Annotated in this window: 16 protein-coding genes and 1 riboswitch; of the genes, 12 read left to right on the forward strand and 4 right to left on the reverse strand. The window is 60.6% G+C overall.

Going from position 1 to position 19,195, the window contains the following annotated elements:
• The first annotated feature begins 149 nt into the window (after positions 1–149).
• The 3 genes from KUV39_RS08410 (at position 150) to KUV39_RS08420 (ending at position 3,308) form a co-directional block, all read left to right on the forward strand.
• Complete coding sequence (locus tag KUV39_RS08410; protein ID WP_209033825.1) at positions 150–473, forward strand: 2Fe-2S iron-sulfur cluster-binding protein; 324 nt, start codon at positions 150–152, stop codon at positions 471–473.
• 149 nt (positions 474–622) lie between these two features.
• Positions 623–1,351 carry an FG-GAP repeat domain-containing protein gene (locus KUV39_RS08415; RefSeq protein WP_244998295.1) on the forward strand — a complete coding sequence of 243 codons (729 nt, stop codon included), beginning with the start codon at positions 623–625 and terminating at the stop codon, positions 1,349–1,351.
• A gap of 184 nt (positions 1,352–1,535) precedes the next feature.
• Positions 1,536–3,308: a DUF1217 domain-containing protein gene (locus tag KUV39_RS08420; RefSeq protein ID WP_222459502.1), complete on the forward strand. Its 1,773-nt coding sequence runs from the start codon at positions 1,536–1,538 to the stop codon at positions 3,306–3,308.
• Positions 3,309–3,699: 391 nt separating this feature from the next.
• Here KUV39_RS08420 and KUV39_RS08425 read toward each other — a convergent pair whose 3' ends face one another.
• Entirely contained in the window at positions 3,700–4,581 is an 882-nt protein-coding gene (locus KUV39_RS08425) for a bestrophin family protein (protein WP_222459503.1), read from the reverse strand.
• 460 nt (positions 4,582–5,041) lie between these two features.
• The gene (gene purD, locus KUV39_RS08430) at positions 5,042–6,307 is read right to left on the reverse strand and encodes a phosphoribosylamine--glycine ligase (protein ID WP_222459504.1); all 1,266 of its coding nucleotides are present in this window, start codon (positions 6,305–6,307) and stop codon (positions 5,042–5,044) included.
• 143 nt (positions 6,308–6,450) lie between these two features.
• Here purD and xseA point away from each other — a divergent pair, with 143 nt between their 5' ends.
• Complete coding sequence (gene xseA, locus KUV39_RS08435) at positions 6,451–8,016, forward strand: exodeoxyribonuclease VII large subunit (RefSeq protein WP_222459505.1); 1,566 nt, start codon at positions 6,451–6,453, stop codon at positions 8,014–8,016.
• 53 nt (positions 8,017–8,069) lie between these two features.
• On the opposite strand, the gene KUV39_RS08440 is transcribed toward xseA, so the two are convergent.
• Positions 8,070–8,480 carry a hypothetical protein gene (locus tag KUV39_RS08440; protein WP_008562353.1) on the reverse strand — a complete coding sequence of 137 codons (411 nt, stop codon included), beginning with the start codon at positions 8,478–8,480 and terminating at the stop codon, positions 8,070–8,072.
• A 140-nt stretch (positions 8,481–8,620) separates the two neighbouring features.
• Here KUV39_RS08440 and KUV39_RS08445 point away from each other — a divergent pair, with 140 nt between their 5' ends.
• The 6 genes from KUV39_RS08445 (at position 8,621) to folE2 (ending at position 15,273) form a co-directional block, all read left to right on the forward strand.
• Complete coding sequence (locus KUV39_RS08445; protein WP_222459506.1) at positions 8,621–9,298, forward strand: lysoplasmalogenase family protein; 678 nt, start codon at positions 8,621–8,623, stop codon at positions 9,296–9,298.
• 90 nt (positions 9,299–9,388) lie between these two features.
• Entirely contained in the window at positions 9,389–10,657 is a 1,269-nt protein-coding gene (ftsY, locus tag KUV39_RS08450) for a signal recognition particle-docking protein FtsY (protein WP_222459507.1), read from the forward strand.
• A gap of 121 nt (positions 10,658–10,778) precedes the next feature.
• Positions 10,779–11,681: an EamA family transporter gene (locus tag KUV39_RS08455; RefSeq protein ID WP_222459508.1), complete on the forward strand. Its 903-nt coding sequence runs from the start codon at positions 10,779–10,781 to the stop codon at positions 11,679–11,681.
• A 123-nt stretch (positions 11,682–11,804) separates the two neighbouring features.
• A complete protein-coding gene (locus KUV39_RS08460) occupies positions 11,805–12,416 on the forward strand; it encodes an inner membrane-spanning protein YciB (RefSeq protein ID WP_050673771.1) in 612 nt (203 codons plus the stop codon).
• Between the two features lie 175 nt (positions 12,417–12,591).
• Positions 12,592–12,670: riboswitch (SAM riboswitch) on the forward strand.
• Between the two features lie 60 nt (positions 12,671–12,730).
• Positions 12,731–13,921 (forward strand): O-succinylhomoserine sulfhydrylase, encoded by a 1,191-nt coding sequence (gene metZ, locus KUV39_RS08465; RefSeq protein WP_008559693.1) that lies wholly within the window; start codon positions 12,731–12,733, stop codon positions 13,919–13,921.
• Positions 13,922–14,169: 248 nt separating this feature from the next.
• Positions 14,170–15,273, forward strand: coding sequence for a GTP cyclohydrolase FolE2 (gene folE2 / locus KUV39_RS08470; RefSeq protein WP_046211097.1), 1,104 nt, complete (start codon positions 14,170–14,172; stop codon positions 15,271–15,273).
• A gap of 492 nt (positions 15,274–15,765) precedes the next feature.
• On the opposite strand, the gene KUV39_RS08475 is transcribed toward folE2, so the two are convergent.
• Positions 15,766–16,188 carry a hypothetical protein gene (locus KUV39_RS08475; RefSeq protein ID WP_222459509.1) on the reverse strand — a complete coding sequence of 141 codons (423 nt, stop codon included), beginning with the start codon at positions 16,186–16,188 and terminating at the stop codon, positions 15,766–15,768.
• Between the two features lie 152 nt (positions 16,189–16,340).
• Between KUV39_RS08475 and KUV39_RS08480 the strand changes: the two genes are divergently transcribed.
• Positions 16,341–17,789 carry a TrkH family potassium uptake protein gene (locus KUV39_RS08480; protein WP_222459510.1) on the forward strand — a complete coding sequence of 483 codons (1,449 nt, stop codon included), beginning with the start codon at positions 16,341–16,343 and terminating at the stop codon, positions 17,787–17,789.
• A gap of 157 nt (positions 17,790–17,946) precedes the next feature.
• The gene (locus KUV39_RS08485; RefSeq protein ID WP_008562354.1) at positions 17,947–19,185 is read left to right on the forward strand and encodes an aspartate kinase; all 1,239 of its coding nucleotides are present in this window, start codon (positions 17,947–17,949) and stop codon (positions 19,183–19,185) included.
• The last annotated feature ends 10 nt before the right edge of the window (positions 19,186–19,195 follow it).

Raw genomic sequence — 19,195 nt, forward strand, 5'->3', positions numbered from 1 at the left:
TTCCACCGAAACTATCCCAGATCCGCGCGCGGGCAAAGACCCTGATGCAGCCGCCACATCACAGTGCCAGAGAGGCAAATTCGCACTGGCGCGGCGATGGCGGGTTGGCTACAAAATCGGACGCGTAGCGAAAAAGGATACAGCTGACGATGGCAAAGATCACTTATGTCGAGCACAACGGCACCGAGCATGTGGTGGACGTGGCAAACGGGCTGACCGTGATGGAAGGCGCCCGTGACAACAATATTCCGGGCATCGAGGCCGACTGCGGCGGTGCCTGCGCCTGTTCGACTTGCCATGTCTATGTCGATGCGGCCTGGGTCGAGAAGCTGCCTGCAAAGGACGACATGGAAGAGGACATGCTGGACTTTGCCTTTGAGCCCGACCCTGCGCGCTCGCGGCTGACCTGTCAGGTCAAGGTGACCGACGATCTGGATGGTCTGGTTGTCCATATGCCGGAAAAACAGATCTGATGGTCGGGCCGTGCCCTGCGCAAGGCGAAAGCGCTGCGCGGGCGCGGCGTCTGCCGTTGGAAGGTGGGCGAGCGGCCCTGCGCCGCGCGGAGCGGCCCGCCCGGTCGGTTGATGGGCAGATCTGTCAGAAGTGGATGAAGGCGGCGGCTATGGCGGCCGCTTTCGTGTTTGTGCCCTCATTGGGGGGCAAGGGGGCTGTGGCAGAGGTGCTGCCGCAGCTGACCGAGGCGCGGTATGACGCGCCCACCCGCCATTATCCGCATGCTGTCCTGGGCGATGATGTCGAATATTCCGCGCTGGTCCTGCGCGACAGTGCTGGGACCCGTTACCGCGTTGAACTGCCGGCAGACGGGCCGGTGTTTGAGGATCTGCAACCGCGGCTGTGGGATGTGACCGGGGATGGCCGGGCAGAGGTTGTGGTGGTCGAAAGCCACCCGACGCGGGGCGCACGCCTTGTGGTCTATGGTCTGACGCAAACCGGGCTGCGCGAAATCGCCGCCACGCCCCATATCGGCACCCGCTTTCGCTGGCTGGCGCCGACCGGGGCTGCGGATATGGATGGCGATGGCCATGTCGAAATCGCCTATATCGATCGCCCGCATCTGGCACGGCTGCTGCGGGTGTGGCGCTACAGCGCGGGCGAGTTGACGGAGGTCGCCCAGACCAGCGGGCTGACCAACCACCGGATTGGTGAGGATTTCATCACGTCGGGCCTGCGCGATTGTGGTGACGGGGTCGAGATCATCACGCTCAACCCCGGCTGGAACCGGATCATTGCGACCCGACTGGTTTCCGATGGGTTGAAGACCCACGATCTTGGCGTGTTTCGGGCAGATGTCGGCCTGGGGGATGTGCTGAGCTGTACCGACCCGCAGTGATTGTCGGCCAGCCCGCACTGCAGGGCTGCGTGTATCGCTAAATTTGCAGGCATTTTGTTACCTGTTTCTTGGGAAGTGGGCCTGTCTGTTTGAGGTTTGTTCACCACTTTCGCCGTACGGTCTTGCAACAGACAACTTTCCGAACCGCAGCGGCGGATCTCGTTTGCAAGCAGGAGACAGGCGCGTGACCTTTTCACCCTATGTTCTGGGAACCGGCATTGCCGGCTGGAATTTTCTGGATCGCACCCGGACCCAGCAGCAGCAGATTTTTGAAAAGTCTCCGATACTTGACCGTGCTGTTCAGGATTTCACCAACAAGATCGACAGCATTCAGACCGCAGATCAGCTGTTGGATGACTACAATGTCCTGCAGGTTGCCCTTGGGGCGTTTGGTCTGGAGGAAGACATCGCCAACCGCGCCTTTATCAAACGGGTGCTGGAATCGGATCTGAGCGATCCACGTTCTTTTGCCAACCGATTGAACGACAACCGCTACCTTGGCCTGGCGCAGACGTTCGGTTTTGGCAGCGAGGATGGCCCGCAATTGCCCAGTGCAAGCGCGGAAAAGCCCTATGTCAACGTGGCGAGCCCCGAAGACCTGCTGTCGAACAAGACGCTCCTTAATCAGGCGCTCGATGATTTCGGCCTGCAACGGTATGCGGGGAATGAGTTCTTTTTGCAAAAGGTGCTGGAATCCGATCTCTCGGACGACAATTCCTTTGTGAACCGGCTCAGCGATACCCGGCTTGCCGATTTTGCCAGCCAGTTCAAATTCAACGCGCCGCCGGAATACACAAGCAGCATGGATGCCATGCTGGGGGAGTTCACGGCCATGAACGATGGCGCGGGGCCTGCCAACGCGGATGAGCTGCTTGGCAATGAAACCCTGCTGAATGCGGTGATCGAGACATTCGATCTGGAATACACCAACCCCATCTTCCTCAAGCGGATGCTGGAAGCGGACCCCTATGACGAAAACTCTGCTGTGCGGCAGCAGGAGGATCCGCGCGTTCTGGCCATGTCGCGCGCATTCGGCTTTGGCATGCCGGATATCAACAGTTTTTCCAGCCCGGACGAGCTGTTTGCGCGCCCTGAATTGCTGGAGGAGGTGTTGGACCAGTTCAACAACAGCAATCCGGGAGAGGATTTTCTGCGCCAGGTTCTGGAATCGGATCTGTCGGATCCGAATTCTTTCGTGAACCAGCCCGGCAACCTTGCGTTTTTCGATCTGGCCGAGGCCTATCAGACCGAATGGACGCCACCGCCCAGCAAGGTAAAGGTTCTGGCAGACGAGGTGGGCACGAAACTGTCCGGCTATGAGAACCCGCGGCAGTTTGTTTTTGACTTTGATGCCTTTGAGGCGGGGCTGGATGTGTTCAACATGAATGAGCGACAGCTGGATTTCAGCTTCATGCTCAAGGTGTTCGAGTCGGATCTGTCCTCTGAAACCTCGTATGCCAATCTCTACCGCGATCCGAATGTCCAGGCGATGGCGAATGCTTTTGCCTTCAACCCCGGCGGCAATGATCGCACCTATCCGCCCGGTTTTGCCGAAGAGATTGCCGATCTTTATACCGACCGGAACTTTGAAATTGCCATCGGTGAAAGCGACCCCAACATGCGCCTTGCGCTCGCGCTTGAGCGGGAGTTGCAGTCCATCGCGGATGCCGGGGGCAGCGAGGATGCCCATTGGTATGGGATCATTGGCTCGCCGCCGCTGAAGACGGTGTTTGAATCCGCATTGGGCCTGCCATCGAGCTTTGGTCAGCTGGATGTGGATCGACAGGTCAACGAGATGAAAGACCGGGCTTTTGCGTCCTTCGGGACGACCCATCCCGCGGACCTGCTGAAGCCGGACAAGCTGGAGGAGTTCCGCAACCGTTTCCTGTTGCTGAGCGAACTGAATTCCGACACCGCATCGGCGGGCTTCTCTGACCCGATCTTTGCGTTGTTCTGATCCTGTTGCCTCCGCGCCAGCGCAGCGCTGAGGTATACTTCAGCGCAATCAGGCGCGCAGCCGTGGTCGTGGCAGGCTGACCGGCCTTTTGCGGCGCATGGAAAAAGCCTGCGGTAAACCCCGGCGCGCCGTGGGTGTGGTCTTGCGCAAGCGGGGGCACAGATAGGCGGGGGCACAGATAGGCGGGGGCTGACAGGCCGGGGGCACGGACAGGCAGAGCATGACAGGCGGGGCATGGCAGGCGGGGTGACGCCAACAGGTTACCCTTGGGATAGCTCCCTTGGTCTAACTGGCCCGGCTGGCACGGTTGGCCCGGCTGGCAGGGGTTGCCCGGCTGGCATATTGGCAGAGTTGGCCCGGTTGGTACGGCGGCAAGAAGTGCCGGGCAGCCTCAGGACAGGAAATAGTCGACAGGCTGTAGCGGTGGGGGCACCTCTTGCCCAAGGCGGGGCGCAAGCGTCCGCTCCACGGTTCGGCAGATCGCATCCAGTGGCAGGCCGTTCACGGTTTCCCCAAAGGGTGTCGACAGCTCTTCTGTCACCTCGGCCAGGCCAAAGAACACATAGGCCACGATGCCCACGAATACCGGGGTCAGCCAACCCGCGCCATCAATCAGCGCAAAGGGCAGAAGCAGGCAGTAAAGATAGGTCGTGCGAAACACCAACAGCGAATAGACATAGGGGAGCGGAGTGGTCGCGATCCGCTCGCAGCCGGCCTGGGCCAGAGCCATGCTTGCAATGCGTTCCCCCAGCGCCTTGCGGCCAAACCCGTCATCTGCGGCGCGGCCGACTTCCACGGTCAGGCGGTCCAGCGCAGCGCAGGGTGGATGCGGGGTGGTTGCAAAATCCTCTCCCGCCCAGAACAGGACGGCAGAACGGTCATCTTGGCGGCGCAGATTGATCCTGTGCAGATGCAGAAAACCCAAGGTGAGCCGCAGGATGCGGTGGCGGGCCTCGCTGTTGCTGACAAACAGATCGCAATCGCGGCTGAGCCCGCGCATGTCGGCCACCAGCTGCCCCCAAAGCTTGCGCCCTTCCCACCAGCGATCATAGGCGGCATTGTTGCGAAACCCCAGAAACAGCGAAAGGGCGATGCCGAAAACCGCGAAGGGTGCGGCGTTGGTATGGGGCAGGCGCAGAACTTCGCTATCGATCCACAGGATCAACGCAGAGAGGGCCGAAAGACCGATGATGCGCGGCAGAATCCGGGGCAGAACAGAGCCGCGCACCGCAAACATCAACTGCATCAATCCGGGTTTGTCGCGCAGGATCATCGTGTTACGGGCTCCGTCTGGGGTTTTGGGAACGGTCTGGTCAATCGGTCCGGTTCAGTGCTGTCTTGTCCAACTCGGGACGCTGGGGGGGCTTGGGTTGTGGTGCCCCTGATATCTTTCAATACCTAGCCTGCCGAAACCGTCGCCACTTCGCAGAAAGCGGCAGGACAGAGGCATTCCCGCCAGCTGCCGTGGTTTTCCAGAAAACCACGATCTGCGTCAGGACCGCCGGATTCTTGGCGGGTAACTTCCGGACCCCAAACCGGGATCAACACCCGGTCCCTCAACAGGGTGCGCTGGTGAAGAGTGGGGGGCTGGCGTCGGGGTGCAAGGTCGGATGGGATGGCTGGGCGAGGGGGAGGCCTGCAACGAAAAACCGGGCGCATTGCGCCCGGCCACGCCCAACTGTGTGGGGCAATCTTTGATTGGTCCGAAACAGGCGGGAGAGCCTGTCTTTTGGCTACTTCAGCGCGCGCCAGCCGATGTCGCGGCGGAAAAAGCCCTGTGGCCAGTCAACGCCGTCCACCATCGCATAGGCGCGATCGCGGGCCTCTTGCAGGGTGTCGCCACGGGCGGTCACATTCAGGACACGGCCGCCAACCGCCAGAACCTTGCCGTCTTCGGCCTTGGTGCCCGCGTGAAAGACCATGTTGCTGCTGTCCTCAGGCAGGGTGTCGAGGCCTTTGATCTCGCTACCTTTTTCATAAGATCCTGGATAGCCTGCGGCGGCCATGACAACAGTGATGGCGTGATCATTGGCCCAGTTTACCTGCGCCTCACCCAGACGGCCTTCGGCTGCGGCCTGCATCAGGTCCAGCGCCTGCGCGCCGAGGCGCATCATCAGAACCTGGCATTCGGGATCGCCAAAACGGACGTTGTATTCCACCAGCCGTGGCTGGCCGTCCTTGATCATCAGGCCCGCATAAAGAACCCCCTGATAGGGCATGCCGCGCTCTGCCATCACCTTCATGGTGGGTTTGACGATTTCTTCCATTGCGCGCGCTTCGATCTCGGCGCTCAGGACCGGGGCGGGAGAATAGGCGCCCATGCCGCCTGTGTTCGGGCCGGTGTCGCCTTCGCCGACGCGCTTGTGATCCTGGGCAGACCCAATCGCCAGCACGTCTTCGCCGTCGACCAGCACAAACAACGACGCTTCTTCGCCTTCCATGAACTCTTCGATCACCACCTCGGCGCCGGCCCCACCGAAGGCGCCGCCGAACATGTCGTCGATGGCGTCGATGGCTTCGGCTTCGCTCATTGCGATAATGACGCCTTTACCTGCGGCGAGCCCGTCAGCCTTGACTACTGTTGGCGCGCCATGCTGACGCACATGTGCCTTGGCGGCGTCGGCGTCGGTGAAATGGCGATACGCTGCGGTTGGCGCATTGGCCGCATCGCAGATTTCCTTGGTGAAGCTTTTGGAGGCTTCAAGTTTCGCAGCCGCCTCGGAGGGGCCGAAAACCAGCAACCCAGCCTCGCGCAGCCTGTCTGCAACCCCGGCCGCCAGCGGGGCTTCTGGCCCGATGATCACGAAGTCGATGGCGTTTTCCTCGGCGAAATTGGCCACCGCATTACCGTCTTCGATGTCAAAGGCGGCACAATCCGCGATCTGGGCGATGCCTGCGTTGCCCGGGGCCACGATCAGCTTGTCGCATTTTGGGTTTTGCATCACCGCCCAGGCCAGAGCATGTTCGCGCCCGCCGCTGCCAAGGATGAGGATGTTCATTTGCGTCTTCTCCGATCTGCCTGAGCCCGTGGCCTCCCACCGCGCGGCGGGGCTTGCCTTGCTTGCAGCGGGTTCTATGCTGCGCGGACCTTCAAAACAAGAACTCAGTACGCGCCCCGGCGCCGCAGGAGAGCAGCCCCAGTATGTCAGACCTGTTTGATGATCCCGCCCCATCCGACCGGCCCGGCCAGAACGCCCCCGAATTCACGGTTTCGGAGATCTCTGGCGAGGTAAAGCGCACGCTGGAAGGGACGTTTGGCCGCATCCGTGTCAAAGGCGAGGTGGGCCGTGTCTTCAAGGCCCGATCCGGGCATCTTTACTATGACATTAAGGATGATCGCTCGGTCCTGGCCTGTACGACCTGGAAGGGCCAGATCAGCAGCCTGTCGGTGGTGCCAGAAGAAGGGCTGGAGGTGGTCGTCACCGGCCGGCTGACCGCCTTTGGCGGGCAGTCCAAATACAACATGAACGTGGACGAGGTGGCGGTTGCGGGGCAGGGCGCGCTGATGGCGCTCTTGGAAAAACGCAAGAAACAGCTGGAGGCTGAGGGTCTCTTTGCGCCAGAGCGAAAGAAACCGCTGCCCTATCTGCCGCAGATCATTGGTGTTGTCACCTCGCCATCGGGCGCGGTGATCCGGGATATTCTGCACCGGCTGCGCGACCGATTTCCGCGCAAGGTGCTGGTGTGGCCTGTCGCGGTGCAGGGGGCGAACTGCGCCGTGGAAGTGGCGCGTGCAATCGATGGCTTTAACCAGCTCACACCGGGAGGGGCGCTACCGCGTCCTGATCTGATCATCGTGGCGCGCGGCGGTGGCTCGATCGAGGATCTCTGGGGCTTTAACGAAGAAATCGTGGCACGGGCCGCAGCAGGCAGCCAGATCCCGCTGATTTCTGCGGTGGGCCACGAGACGGACACCACGCTGATCGATTTTGTCTCTGACAGGCGGGCGCCCACGCCGACGGCGGCGGCAGAACTGGCCGTTCCTGTGCGACTGGAGCTGCTGGGCTGGGTGGAACAGCAGGGGGCACGGCTGACGCGCGGGGCTGGCCAGGCGGTGCAAATCCGGCGCCAGCGGCTGAACGACCTGTCCCGCGCCCTGCCCAAACCCGATACCTTGCTGGAAACCCCGCGCCAGCGGCTGGACCAGGTGTCCTATCGCCTTCCGGATGCGTTGATCCGGGGTGTCGACCGGCGCCGCCTCAAGCTGAGCGAAGCCGCCGCCTCGCTGCGCCCGGCGACCTTGCGCCAGCTTGTGCAGGGGCGTCGGGATGGATTGAAAAACCTGTCTTCCCGGCTCAGCCTGCGCCCGATTGAGCGCGAAGTCGCCCGTCAGGGTGACAGGTTGACCCAACTCGCGCAGCGAATGAACGCATTGCAGGGCCAACGCCTGCAGCAGGCGCGCCGGGGGCTGGATGCCACTGGCAGGCAGTTGGAGATCCTGAGTTATAAAGCCACGCTTGAGCGCGGATATGCGGTTGTGCGTCATGGCAGCGACGTGGTGACACGGGCCGCCGGGGCCAGGGGGGCAGATCATCTGCGAATCGAGTTTGCCGATGGCGAGATCGCCGTTCACCCGGATGGCTCTGACGCAGGTGCAAAAACCGTCCGGCAGAGCACCGTGCAAACGCCTGCACCGTCCAAACCTGCCGCGCGCAAGCCAAAGGCGGATCCGGGTCAGGATGATGGCGGGCAGGGTACACTGTTCTAGGGTCAGGATGCAGTGATTGGGGAAGGTCCGGCGCGGCGGCTAAGCGGTTGCTCTTAGACGCCGACCTCCGGCCCCAGGCAGATCATTTCCTCTTCAACCTCATCGGCCTCGTACAGTTGGGTTTCCTCAGGGTCGCCTTCAAACTGTGCAACCAATCCGCCCTGATCCAGGGTGAAGACCCAGCATTGGGGCGAGCCGATGGTGTCATAGACGAAACAGATCTGATCCCCCTTGGGATACCATTCGCCGTCCTGGCACCTGCCATCCAGAAAAGACCAGATCACACGTCGGCCGGGCAGATAGCGCTCAACCCCGTAGGCAACACCATCAAAGCCGTAAAACAGCGTGCGCCCTTGGGTGTAGCGGTCAAATTCCTCGGCACCGAGCGGTGCAGCCTTTGCGTCAGGGCCCATCAACAGGCCAAGAGACAGCGGGAACAAGAGAATCAGTTGCAGGTGTCGCATGGGTCAACTGTGCCAGAGCGGCGCCATTCTGGCCAATTTTGTGCCTTTGTGAGCCGCGGCCCTTTGCGTCGCGTCACCTTTGACCGCGGACATCTACAGGGTCAGGGTGATGTCGTCGGGCAAGTAAGGGACTGAACATCATGGCATTTGACGGGTTTGGGGCGCTTTCGGGTGGGGCGGGGGTGTCCCTTGCGGTGGCGGCCGTGTTTGCGGTGATTTACCTGCCGATGGCGGCGGGGGCCGCTGGTCCTTTCCGCAGTCTCAGTAAAACGCTCTCGGTGGCCTTTCTGGCCCTTGCAGCCGCCCTTGGCGGTGCGCCCTGGCTGTTGGTGCTGGCGCTTGGGCTATGTGCGGCGGGGGATTTTTGCCTGTCACAGGAGGGCGAGACGAGCTTCATGGCCGGTGTCGGGGCCTTTGCTGCGGGGCATCTGGCCTATGTGGCCCTGTTTTTGAGCATTGGCGAAAGTGATCCAACGCGCTTGATCAGCGGTGTGGGACCTGCGTTTGTTGCGGGTTTTGCCGTCGTCGGCCTGTTCATGGCCTGGCTTCTTGCACCGCGTGCTGGTGATCTGAAGGTGGCGGTGCTTGCTTATGTGCCGATCATCCTTGCAATGGGGGTGGCGGCGTTGACGCTGCCGCCGGTGGCAGGCCTTGCACTGGTGCTGCCGGCTGCGCTTGCCTTCATGGCGTCTGACATCACGCTTGCCTTTGAAACCTTCGTGCTGGCAGAGGATCATCCGGCGCGGCGTGCCACGCCCTATGCGGTCTGGCCGCTTTATTGGGGGGCGCAGGCGGCGTTTTTGCTGGCATTTTCCTGACGTGATCTGCGCGTGGTCCTTTGCACTTGCCCCAAAAGGGGATTAGGTGTCCGCAGGTAAAGACCAAGACATCTGAATGCGGAGACCGAGATGGCGTTTTTCTCAAAACTGAAGGATCGGCTGTTCAAGTCGTCAGCCAAGCTTGAGAAGGGGCTGGACGCCATTGTCGAGGAAGGCGCGGAGGCTGCTGTTTCTCAGCCGGATGTGTCGCCGGAACCGGCCCCTGTTGAAACCCCTGTCGAAACTCCGGCAGAGCCACCGGTCGAAGCCCCGGTTGCACCGCCCGTCGAAATCCCTGCCGAGACCCCGAAGGAAACCCCAGCCGAAGCGCCCAGCGAAGTGCCGACAGCGCCTGCGCAGGAGGACAAGGTTCAGCCTGCGCCCGTCCGGACGGAGCCGGTGGCAAAACCGATGCCAAAGCCCAGCCTGACCCCGGTCTCAACGCCCAAACCAGAGCCGGTTGAGACCCCCAAGGCGGGCCTGCTGGGGCGTCTGATCGGACGGGGCAAGGCAGAAGAGCCGCGCCGCGTGCTGGATGATGAGATGCTCGAACAGCTTGAGGATCTGCTGGTCGGGGCGGATATGGGCGTGGATACCGCTTTGCGTGTGACCGCCAATATGGCTGAGGGACGTTATGGCAAGCGGCTGTCCGCGCGCGAGATCAAGGAACTCCTTGCTGGTGAGGTGGCCCGCATCATGGAGCCAGTCGCCCGCCCGATGCCCATTTACGAAAAACGCCCGCAGGTGGTTCTGGTGGTTGGGGTCAACGGCTCTGGCAAGACCACCACGATTGGCAAGCTGGCCAGCCAGTTCAAGGCGGCCGGCAAGAAGGTGGTGATTGCGGCAGGTGACACATTCCGTGCCGCTGCGGTGGAACAGCTGCAGGTCTGGGGCGACCGTGCAGGCGTTCCGGTTCTGACAGCGCCAGAAGGGTCTGACCCCGCAAGCCTTGCGTTTGATGCCATGACCCGCGCACAGGAGGACGGTGCGGATCTGTTGATGATCGACACCGCCGGACGCTTGCAAAACCGCGCGGATCTGATGGAAGAACTGGCCAAGATCGTGCGCGTGATCCGCAAAAAGGATGAAACCGCGCCGCATAATACCCTGTTGGTGCTGGATGCGACGACCGGTCAGAATGCGCTCAACCAGGTTGAAACCTTCCAAAAGCTCGCGGATGTTTCCGGTCTGGTGATGACCAAACTGGACGGAACGGCCAAGGGCGGCGTTTTGGTTGCGCTGGCCGATAAGTTCGGCTTGCCGATCCACGCCATCGGCGTCGGCGAGCAGATTGATGATCTGGCACCCTTTGATCCAGAGGAATTCGCCGCAGCCCTGACAGGTCTAGAGGGCTCCTGAGCCGGGCCCTATTGGGTCCGACTGTGCCATGGCCCAGATCTAGGGGTCTTCGTGATGGCTGAAAATACCCCGTGGGGCAGCACTGCCCCGTCGGATCCGTGTTTTTGTAAAGGTATTTGGCGTGAGCGATTGGCTGATCTCGCTTGAAGGCACTGAGGCGGGGCATCATGTTGCGCTGGGGCTGGCGCTGATGGCGGCGCTTCTTCACGCGTTGTTTGGGGCGCTGCAAAAAGGGCGTTATGATCCCTGGCTGTCGCGGGGCGCGATTGATTTCTCCTACGGGATGATGGCGATGCCGGTGGCGCTTTTTGTTGTGCCCTGGCCCGAACCCCATATGTGGCCGATCTTTGCGGGTGTCTGGGTGATCCATGTCCTTTACAAGATCTTGCAGGGGCTGGCCTACAGTCGGGGCAGCTATACGGTGGTTTACCCTGTGGTGCGCGGAACGGGGCCGTTGTTTACCGTGTTGGGCGCATCCGTCCTGTTTGACGAGCGTTTCACGCCAGTGCAGTGGCTTGGTGTTGCGGTGCTTCTTGCGGGGATCTTTGGTCTCGCGCTCTATAATTACCGTAATCTGACCCATAATCGCGAGACCCTGACCAGTGCGCTGGCGCTGGCTGTGGCGACCGGTGTGTTTGTGGCGCTCTACACCACCTATGACGCCTACGGCATCCGTGCGACGGCCGATCCGTTCACCTTTCTGGCGTGGTTCTTCTTTATCGACGGGCTGGCGATGCCCCCTTATGCCTATCTGCGCTGGCGGGCGATGTCGCCGCGGCCTGACCCCAAACCGCTGATGGCGAAGGGGCTCCTGGGCGGGGTGATCGCCTTTGGCTCTTTTGGCGCGGTGATGCTGGCGACCCGGCTCGACAAGGTGGGTGAGGCGGCTGTTCTGCGGGAGACATCCACGGTGTTTGCCGCGCTCATTGGTTGGCTGGTGCTGAAGGAGACTGTCGGTCCACGTCGCATCGCCCTGATGGCTTTGATCGCGCTAGGCGCCGTGATAGTGGAGATGGGCGGATGATCTGCCCGGACATCACCATCGTATGATAGGCAGATAGGTTGAAGACATTGGTCTGACAACCCAGATTTCGCAGAACGAAGCGCGACCGCCGGTGATCCGCGGGCGCAACAGGCAGGAGATCCCATGGCGGGCAAACCCATCAACCCAACCCTGAAACTGGTGCTGGAATACGGCCCGCTTGTTGCGTTTTTCGCAGGCTACCTGCTGCTGCGTGACGAGGTGTTTCTGATTGGGGGCAGCGAGTATGACGGTTTCATCGTGGTGACTGCCGGGTTCATTCCGATCATGATCGCCTCTACCCTCGCGCTGTGGCGGCTGACCGGGCATATTTCCAAGATGCAGGTGGGCACGCTTGTGATCGTGGTGCTGTTTGGTGGTCTTTCGGTTTGGTTCAACGATGAACGCTTCTTCAAGATGAAGCCGACGATCCTCTATGTGCTTTTGGGGGCGGCCTTGGCGATCGGCCTGATGCGGGGCCAGAGCTATCTCAAGGTGATGATTGACGAACTGATGCCGCTGCAAGACGCGGGTTGGATGATCCTAACCCGGCGCCTGTGCTATTTCTTCTTTGCGCTGGCGGTCACAAATGAGCTGATCTGGCGCACGCAGAGCACGGACACCTGGGTCTATTTCAAGACCTTTGGGCTGTCGCTTGCGATGTTTGCGTTTTTCATGACCCAGGCCCGCGTGTTCCAGGCCTACGCGCTGCCGGACGCGGACGAAGACGAGGGCTGATCGCCTCAAAGGACCGTGAGCGCTCCGCAACCAGATGGGGCGGGCTGTCACAAATGGCATCTCTGGTGACGCCTCGCGCCCGGTGCTGACGCGGACGTGATGAATTTGAACAGCAGCAGCCCCTGCTGTGAGGGTTGCTGGGCTTGACCCAAGGGCTGATTGGGCGTATCCGGCAGACATTGATCGTGGCGATTTGTTACCGGATTGCGGGCCACGTTAAACAATCCCGCTAAAGAGGTCAGGATGTGAAGGACCCCCTTTCGCTTGGCCGAACGGGGGTTTTTTGATGCGCGGATGGCGCAAGGAGTGATGAGATGAGCGAGAGCTGGAACAAACGCACCAAACTGGTTCACGGCGGCACCCGCCGCAGCCAGTACAACGAAGTCAGCGAAGCAATCTTTCTGACGCAGGGCTTTGTCTACGAAAACGCCGAACAGGCCGAGGCACGGTTTATCGAAACCGGCGAGGATGAATTCATCTATGCCCGCTATGGCAACCCAACCGTTGCCATGTTCGAAGAGCGGATCGCAGCGCTTGAGGGGGCAGAAGATGCCTTTGCCACGGCGTCCGGCATGGCGGCGGTCAACGGCGCGCTCACCTCGATGCTGAAGGCGGGCGATCATGTTGTTTCGGCCAAGGCGCTGTTTGGCTCCTGTCTTTACATCCTTGAAAACATCCTGACCCGCTTTGGGGTCGAGGTGACGTTTGTGGACGGCACCGATCTTGACGCCTGGCGCGCGGCGATGCGCCCGGACACCAAGGCTGTGTTTTTCGAATCCATGTCGAACCCCACCCTTGAGGTGATCGACATCAAAGCCGTGGCAGAGATTGCCCATTCGGTCGGCGCGACCGTTGTGGTGGATAATGTGTTCTCAACACCCGTCTTCTCTGACGCGATCGCGCAGGGGGCCGATGTCGTGGTCTATTCCGCGACCAAGCACATTGACGGGCAGGGCCGTGTTCTGGGCGGCGTCATCCTTGGGACACGCGATTTTATCCGCGGGACTGTCGAGCCCTACATGAAGCACACCGGCGGTAGCCTCAGCCCGTTTAGCGCCTGGACCCTGTTGAAGGGGTTGGAGACCATCACGCTGCGGGTGAATGCACAGGCCGAGAGCGCACTGCAGATCGCCGAAGCACTGAACGGTCACCCGGCGCTGGAGCGCACGATCTATCCCGGTCTGGCGGACCACGCCCAAAACGCCCTTGTCCAAAGCCAGCTTGGCGGCAAGGGGGGCACTGTTTTGTCTCTGGATCTCAAGGGCGGCAAGGAGGCTGCGTTTACCTTCCTCAATGCGCTGACCATTCCGGTGATTTCCAACAACCTTGGTGATGCGAAATCCATCGCAACCCATCCGGCGACCACCACGCACCAGCGGCTTTCCGACGTGCAGAAGGATGATCTGGGCATCACACCGGGTCTGGTGCGGTTCTCTGTCGGTCTGGAAGATACGCAGGACCTGATCGCGGATCTGACGCAGGCCCTTGCTGCGGCGTCCGCCTGAAAACGACCCAGTCGGGGGGGCGGGCTTGCCGCGGCCCCGATTGGCACCAGATAAACCTGTGACGATGAGTGGTGCCATCACTGTGGCGGCGATGCAGCCCGCCTGACCCTGGGTCGGATTTGAAAACCGGGACGGATTGGCGTCAGATACGACGCTTTTGAATGATCTGTTTTGCGATCCTGCGCGTAACACTCTAAAAGCACACCTGCTGCCTATTGGAGGGCGGCATCAGCGGAGGTCTCTGTTTCATGAACTCTCACACGCGTAACCTGTCCAAGGCGCCGGATCGGGCGGATGCGGAGCAGGCGTTGGAGCTGCTGCGCCAGTGGGCCAGCACCGCAACAGAGACCGAGATCGCGCAGCTGAACCCGGCTGTGGCCCGCCTGCTGCCGAATGCCCCCCTTGGCAACTACCCGGATCTGTCCCGGAACTACCCCGACGGTTTTGAAGCGGATGCCGCGTATCGCGCGACCCTGCCTGATCTGCAAAACGGCCCCTCCAGCCTGATCCGCGGCGCGCATGAACAGATCCAGCATGTGGGCATTTCGAACTTTCGATTGCCGATCCGCGTACACACACGCGACAATGGCGATCTGACGCTTGAGACCAGTGTGACGGGCACTGTCAGCCTTGAGGCTGACAAGAAGGGCATCAACATGTCCCGCATCATGCGGTCCTTCTACAAACACGCTGAGCGGACTTTCAGCTTTGAAGTGATGGAAGCTGCGCTGGACGACTATCTGTCGGATCTCGAAAGCTATGACGCGCGGTTGATGATGCGTTTCTCGTTCCCGATGAAGGTGGAGAGCCTGCGCTCTGGTCTGGCCGGGTATCAGTATTACGATATCGCACTGGAACTGGTGGACCACGGCGGACAGCGCACCAAGATCCTGCATCTGGACTATGTGTATTCTTCGACCTGCCCCTGTTCGCTGGAATTGAGCGAGCATGCCCGCAGCGCTCGTGGTCAATTGGCGACGCCGCATTCTCAGCGGTCTGTGGCCCGGATTTCACTTGTAGTGGAAGGGGATACGCCCTGCCTGTGGTTTGAGGACGTCATCGAACACTGTCGCCGCGCGGTTCCGACCGAAACCCAGGTCATGGTCAAGCGCGAGGACGAGCAGGCCTTTGCCGAGCTGAACGCCGCCAACCCGATCTTTGTCGAAGACGCAGCGCGCCTGTTCTGTGAGGCGCTGCAGTCTGATCCGCGCATTGGCGATTTCCGCGTCATCGCGAGCCATCAGGAAAGCCTGCACAGCCACGATGCCATCAGCGTGCTGACCCAAGGCGACACCTTTGCCGCGCAAAGCATCGATCCCAAACTGTTTGCGACACTGATCCATCAGGGCTGAGCCATCGGAAGGGGCTGGTGTGTCCCTCGAACGTTATCAAGATCGTCCGCCCCATCGGCGGGCGATTTTGCGTTTCCGCCAGACGCGATCGTAAAAATTGGGCACCTTCAGTGAATTTCTGCGATGCGGCGAGATTTGTGCTGCAGCGCAGTGCGAATCTGCTAGGCTTTCTGGATATGAGAGGCAGTTTGATCTGCCTCCACCACGGCGCCAGTGTTCTGGGCTGTAGTTGCCCGTGCGTTTGGTCCTGCCATCGATTGGCGGAGGTTCTCCGCCAGATAGGGAGACGTTCATGATTGCCTTTTTCAACTTTTCCGACATGCCCAGAACCCCAGCTGCAATGGCGGGAACCATTGTGGGCCAGAACCTGCGTTTTTGGCGGGGCGCGATCTCAATGATGGGGGCGGTCCCTGCAGCACAGGTCGAGCTGGCCCAATCCGTCTGGGGGCTTGGGGCGTCTGCTGCTGTCGCTGCGCCTGATGCTGTTGCCGTTCAAAAACCGACGACCAAACCCGCAGCGAAGCCAGCCGCACGACGCAAGAGCGTGGCTCGCAGCAAGGCAAAACCAATATCGCGTAAGGCGGCGACAAAGCAGGCAACGCCGCAGACTGCACCCGCACGGACCGCAGCCAGCAAGGCTGCGCCTGCAAAGGCAACATCGGCCAGCAAACCTTTTGCCAGCCAGAGAAAGACGCAGGGCGACCCCGCAGGTGCGACGTCCAACACAGATGCCACGCGCCCGTCTGCCGCAAAGGCAAAGCCAACCCGCCCGACGCCGGTTCGCAGGCGCCACAGGGCACCGTCCAAGCCGGCAGAAATGCCAGCGGCCGCTTCCAGTTTGCAGGCGGAGCAATCCAGCGAACGACAGGCGGTGTCGCCATCCGCTACCGCCACAAAGGTCGCAGGCGATTTCAAGGCCGCACCCAAGGCTGCGCCCGCACCGACCCCGCAAGCGACGGCTGAGACAGGCAAACCTGTGCCACAGGTGAAGAAAACCACCCCACCAAAGAGTTGATCCAAACCGCGATGGCTTGACTTCACCTGCCGCTGAGGCCAACGCTGCGCCCATGTTGGATCTGCGTCCGGTCGGATATGTCATTGGCCTTTTGGTGGCTATTCTTGGGGCAACCATGGTGTTTCCCCTCGCAGTCGACCTGTATGACGGGCAGGGCGAATGGCCGGTCTTTCTGGAAAGTGCGGTGATTACCATTCTTGGTGGCGGTCTGATCGCCCTGAGCTGTGCCAATGGCGTGCGTGAAGGTCTGACGATCCAGCAGACGTTTCTTCTGACGACATTGGTCTGGGTGGCGCTGCCGTTGTTTGGGGCCATCCCGCTTATGCTGGGCGCAACCGAACTGCGGTTTGTGGATGCGTTTTTTGAAGCGATGTCAGGCTTGACGACCACGGGCTCTACCGTGATTTCGGGCCTTGATGATCTGCCCCGCGGCCTGCTGTTGTGGCGCGGTATCCTGCAGTGGCTGGGCGGGATTGGCATCATCGTTGTTGCGATGGTGTTCCTGCCCGAACTGCGCGTTGGGGGTATGCAGATTTTCAAGTCCGAAGCCTTTGACACGATGGGGAAAATCCTTCCTCGCGCGCAGGCAATCGCGAAACAGATCTCGCTGATCTATGTCGGGCTGACAGTGGCCTGTATGGTGGTCTATCTGGCACTGGGCATGGAGCCCTTTGACGCTTTGGTGCATGCGCTCACCACCTGTTCAACCGGTGGGTTCTCCAATTATGATGCGTCGTTTGGGACATTCTCTGGCGCACCGGAATATGCAGCATCCGTTTTTATGATCCTCGCGGCCCTTCCGTTTGTGCGCTATGTCCAGTTGATCAACGGTCAGTCCCGCCCATTGATCCGTGACAGCCAGATCCGCGCATTCCTTGCGACCATCGCCATTTTGGTTGTCGTGACCTCTTGCGTGCTGGTTTACGTCTTTCCCCATCATCCGGAACAGGCCGTCCGCGAAGCACTGTTCAATATCACCTCGATCATTTCAGGCACCGGATACGCCAGCGTGGATTACATGGGGTGGGGCAGTTTTCTTGTCACTATGTTCTTCTTCATCGGCTTGATCGGGGGATGTGCGGGTTCGACGGCCTGTTCAGTCAAGATCTTTCGGTACCAGCTGCTGTTTGCCTCTGTCCGGGTCCAGATCCAGCGGATCCACTCGCCGCATGGGGTGTTCATCCCCCGCTACGAGGGGCGCGCGGTCGACAATGAGGTGCTGAGTTCGGTGATCTCGTTCTTCATGTTCTTTGTGGTGACGCTGGGGATCGTGTCCTGGGCGTTGGCTCTGACCGGGCTTGATTTCATCACCGCCGTTTCTGGCGCGGCCACTGCGGTGGCCAATATCGGGCCGGGGCTGGGCGACACCATTGGACCTGCCGGTAATTTCTCGACCCTCAATGATGGGGCCAAGTGGATTCTGAGTGCGGCAATGTTGATCGGTCGATTGGAATTGATGGCCGTTTACGCCATTCTGACGATCCGTTTCTGGCGTAGCTAGTCGATCTGACGAATGCATTGTTGAAACACGCATCAAAACTGCGTGTGAGCCCGTCAATCTGCCATGTATCATTACAATCGGTAGACTTGCCCTCCGTTGGCCGCTCGCATATGAGGCGGGGAGTTGAAACCCGCAAGCGCACGGAGAGTTTTGCCCCATGCCCGTTCTTGTGATGAAATTCGGCGGCACATCTGTCGCCAACCTTGACCGCATCCGCCGCGCTGCCAAGCGTGTGGGCGTCGAAGTGGCCAAAGGCTATGACGTGATCGTCATCGTGTCTGCCATGTCTGGCAAGACAAACGAGCTGGTGGGTTGGGTCAATGAAACCTCGCCGCTTTATGATGCGCGTGAATATGATGCTGTTGTGTCCTCCGGGGAAAATGTCACCGCCGGTCTGATGGCGCTGACCCTGCAGGAAATGGATGTGCCTGCACGCAGCTGGCAGGGCTGGCAGGTGCCGCTGAAAACCAACAGCGCGCACAGTCAGGCGCGGATCGAGGAGATCCCGACCGACAACATCAATGCCAAATTTGGTGAAGGCATGCGTGTGGCGGTTGTCGCAGGCTTTCAGGGGATCAGCCCGGAAGGCCGGATCACCACTCTGGGGCGGGGTGGATCCGACACCACTGCGGTGGCCTTTGCCGCGGCCTTTGATGCGGAACGCTGCGACATTTATACCGACGTGGATGGTGTCTACACCACCGATCCGCGGATCTGCGACAAGGCTCGCAAGCTTGATAAGATCGCATTCGAAGAGATGCTGGAACTCGCCTCTCTGGGGGCAAAGGTGCTTCAGACCCGCTCGGTCGAGCTGGCGATGCGCTACAAGGTGAAACTGCGCGTTCTGTCCAGTTTCGAGGAACAATCGGACGAGGCCGGAACTCTGGTCTGCGACGAGGAGGAAATCATGGAATCCAATGTTGTGGCCGGTGTGGCCTATTCCCGTGACGAAGCCAAGCTGACCGTCCAGTCGGTTGCAGACCGTCCCGGTATTGCGGCGAACATCTTTACCACGCTGAGCGATGCAGGCGTGAACGTCGATATGATCGTGCAGGATATCTCGGACGAGGGTCGCACCGACATGACCTTCTCTTGTCCGACGGATCAGGTGGCCCGAGCCGAGCAGGCGCTGCAGGCGATCAAGGAAAAGGGCGAGCTGAACTATGCAGAGCTGCTGGCAGACAAGGATGTCGCCAAGGTGTCTGTCGTAGGGATCGGCATGCGCTCGCAGTCCGGTGTGGCGGCCAAGATGTTCAAGGTGCTTTCTGATGAAGGAATCAACATCAAGGTGATCACCACCTCCGAAATCAAGATTTCGGTGCTGATTGACCGGAAATACATGGAACTTGCTGTTCAGGCGCTGCATGATGCGTTTGAATTGGACAAGGCGGCCTGATCCATTATTG

It is taken from the genome of Phaeobacter italicus, from assembly GCF_019801785.1.
Classification (GTDB): domain Bacteria; phylum Pseudomonadota; class Alphaproteobacteria; order Rhodobacterales; family Rhodobacteraceae; genus Phaeobacter; species Phaeobacter italicus.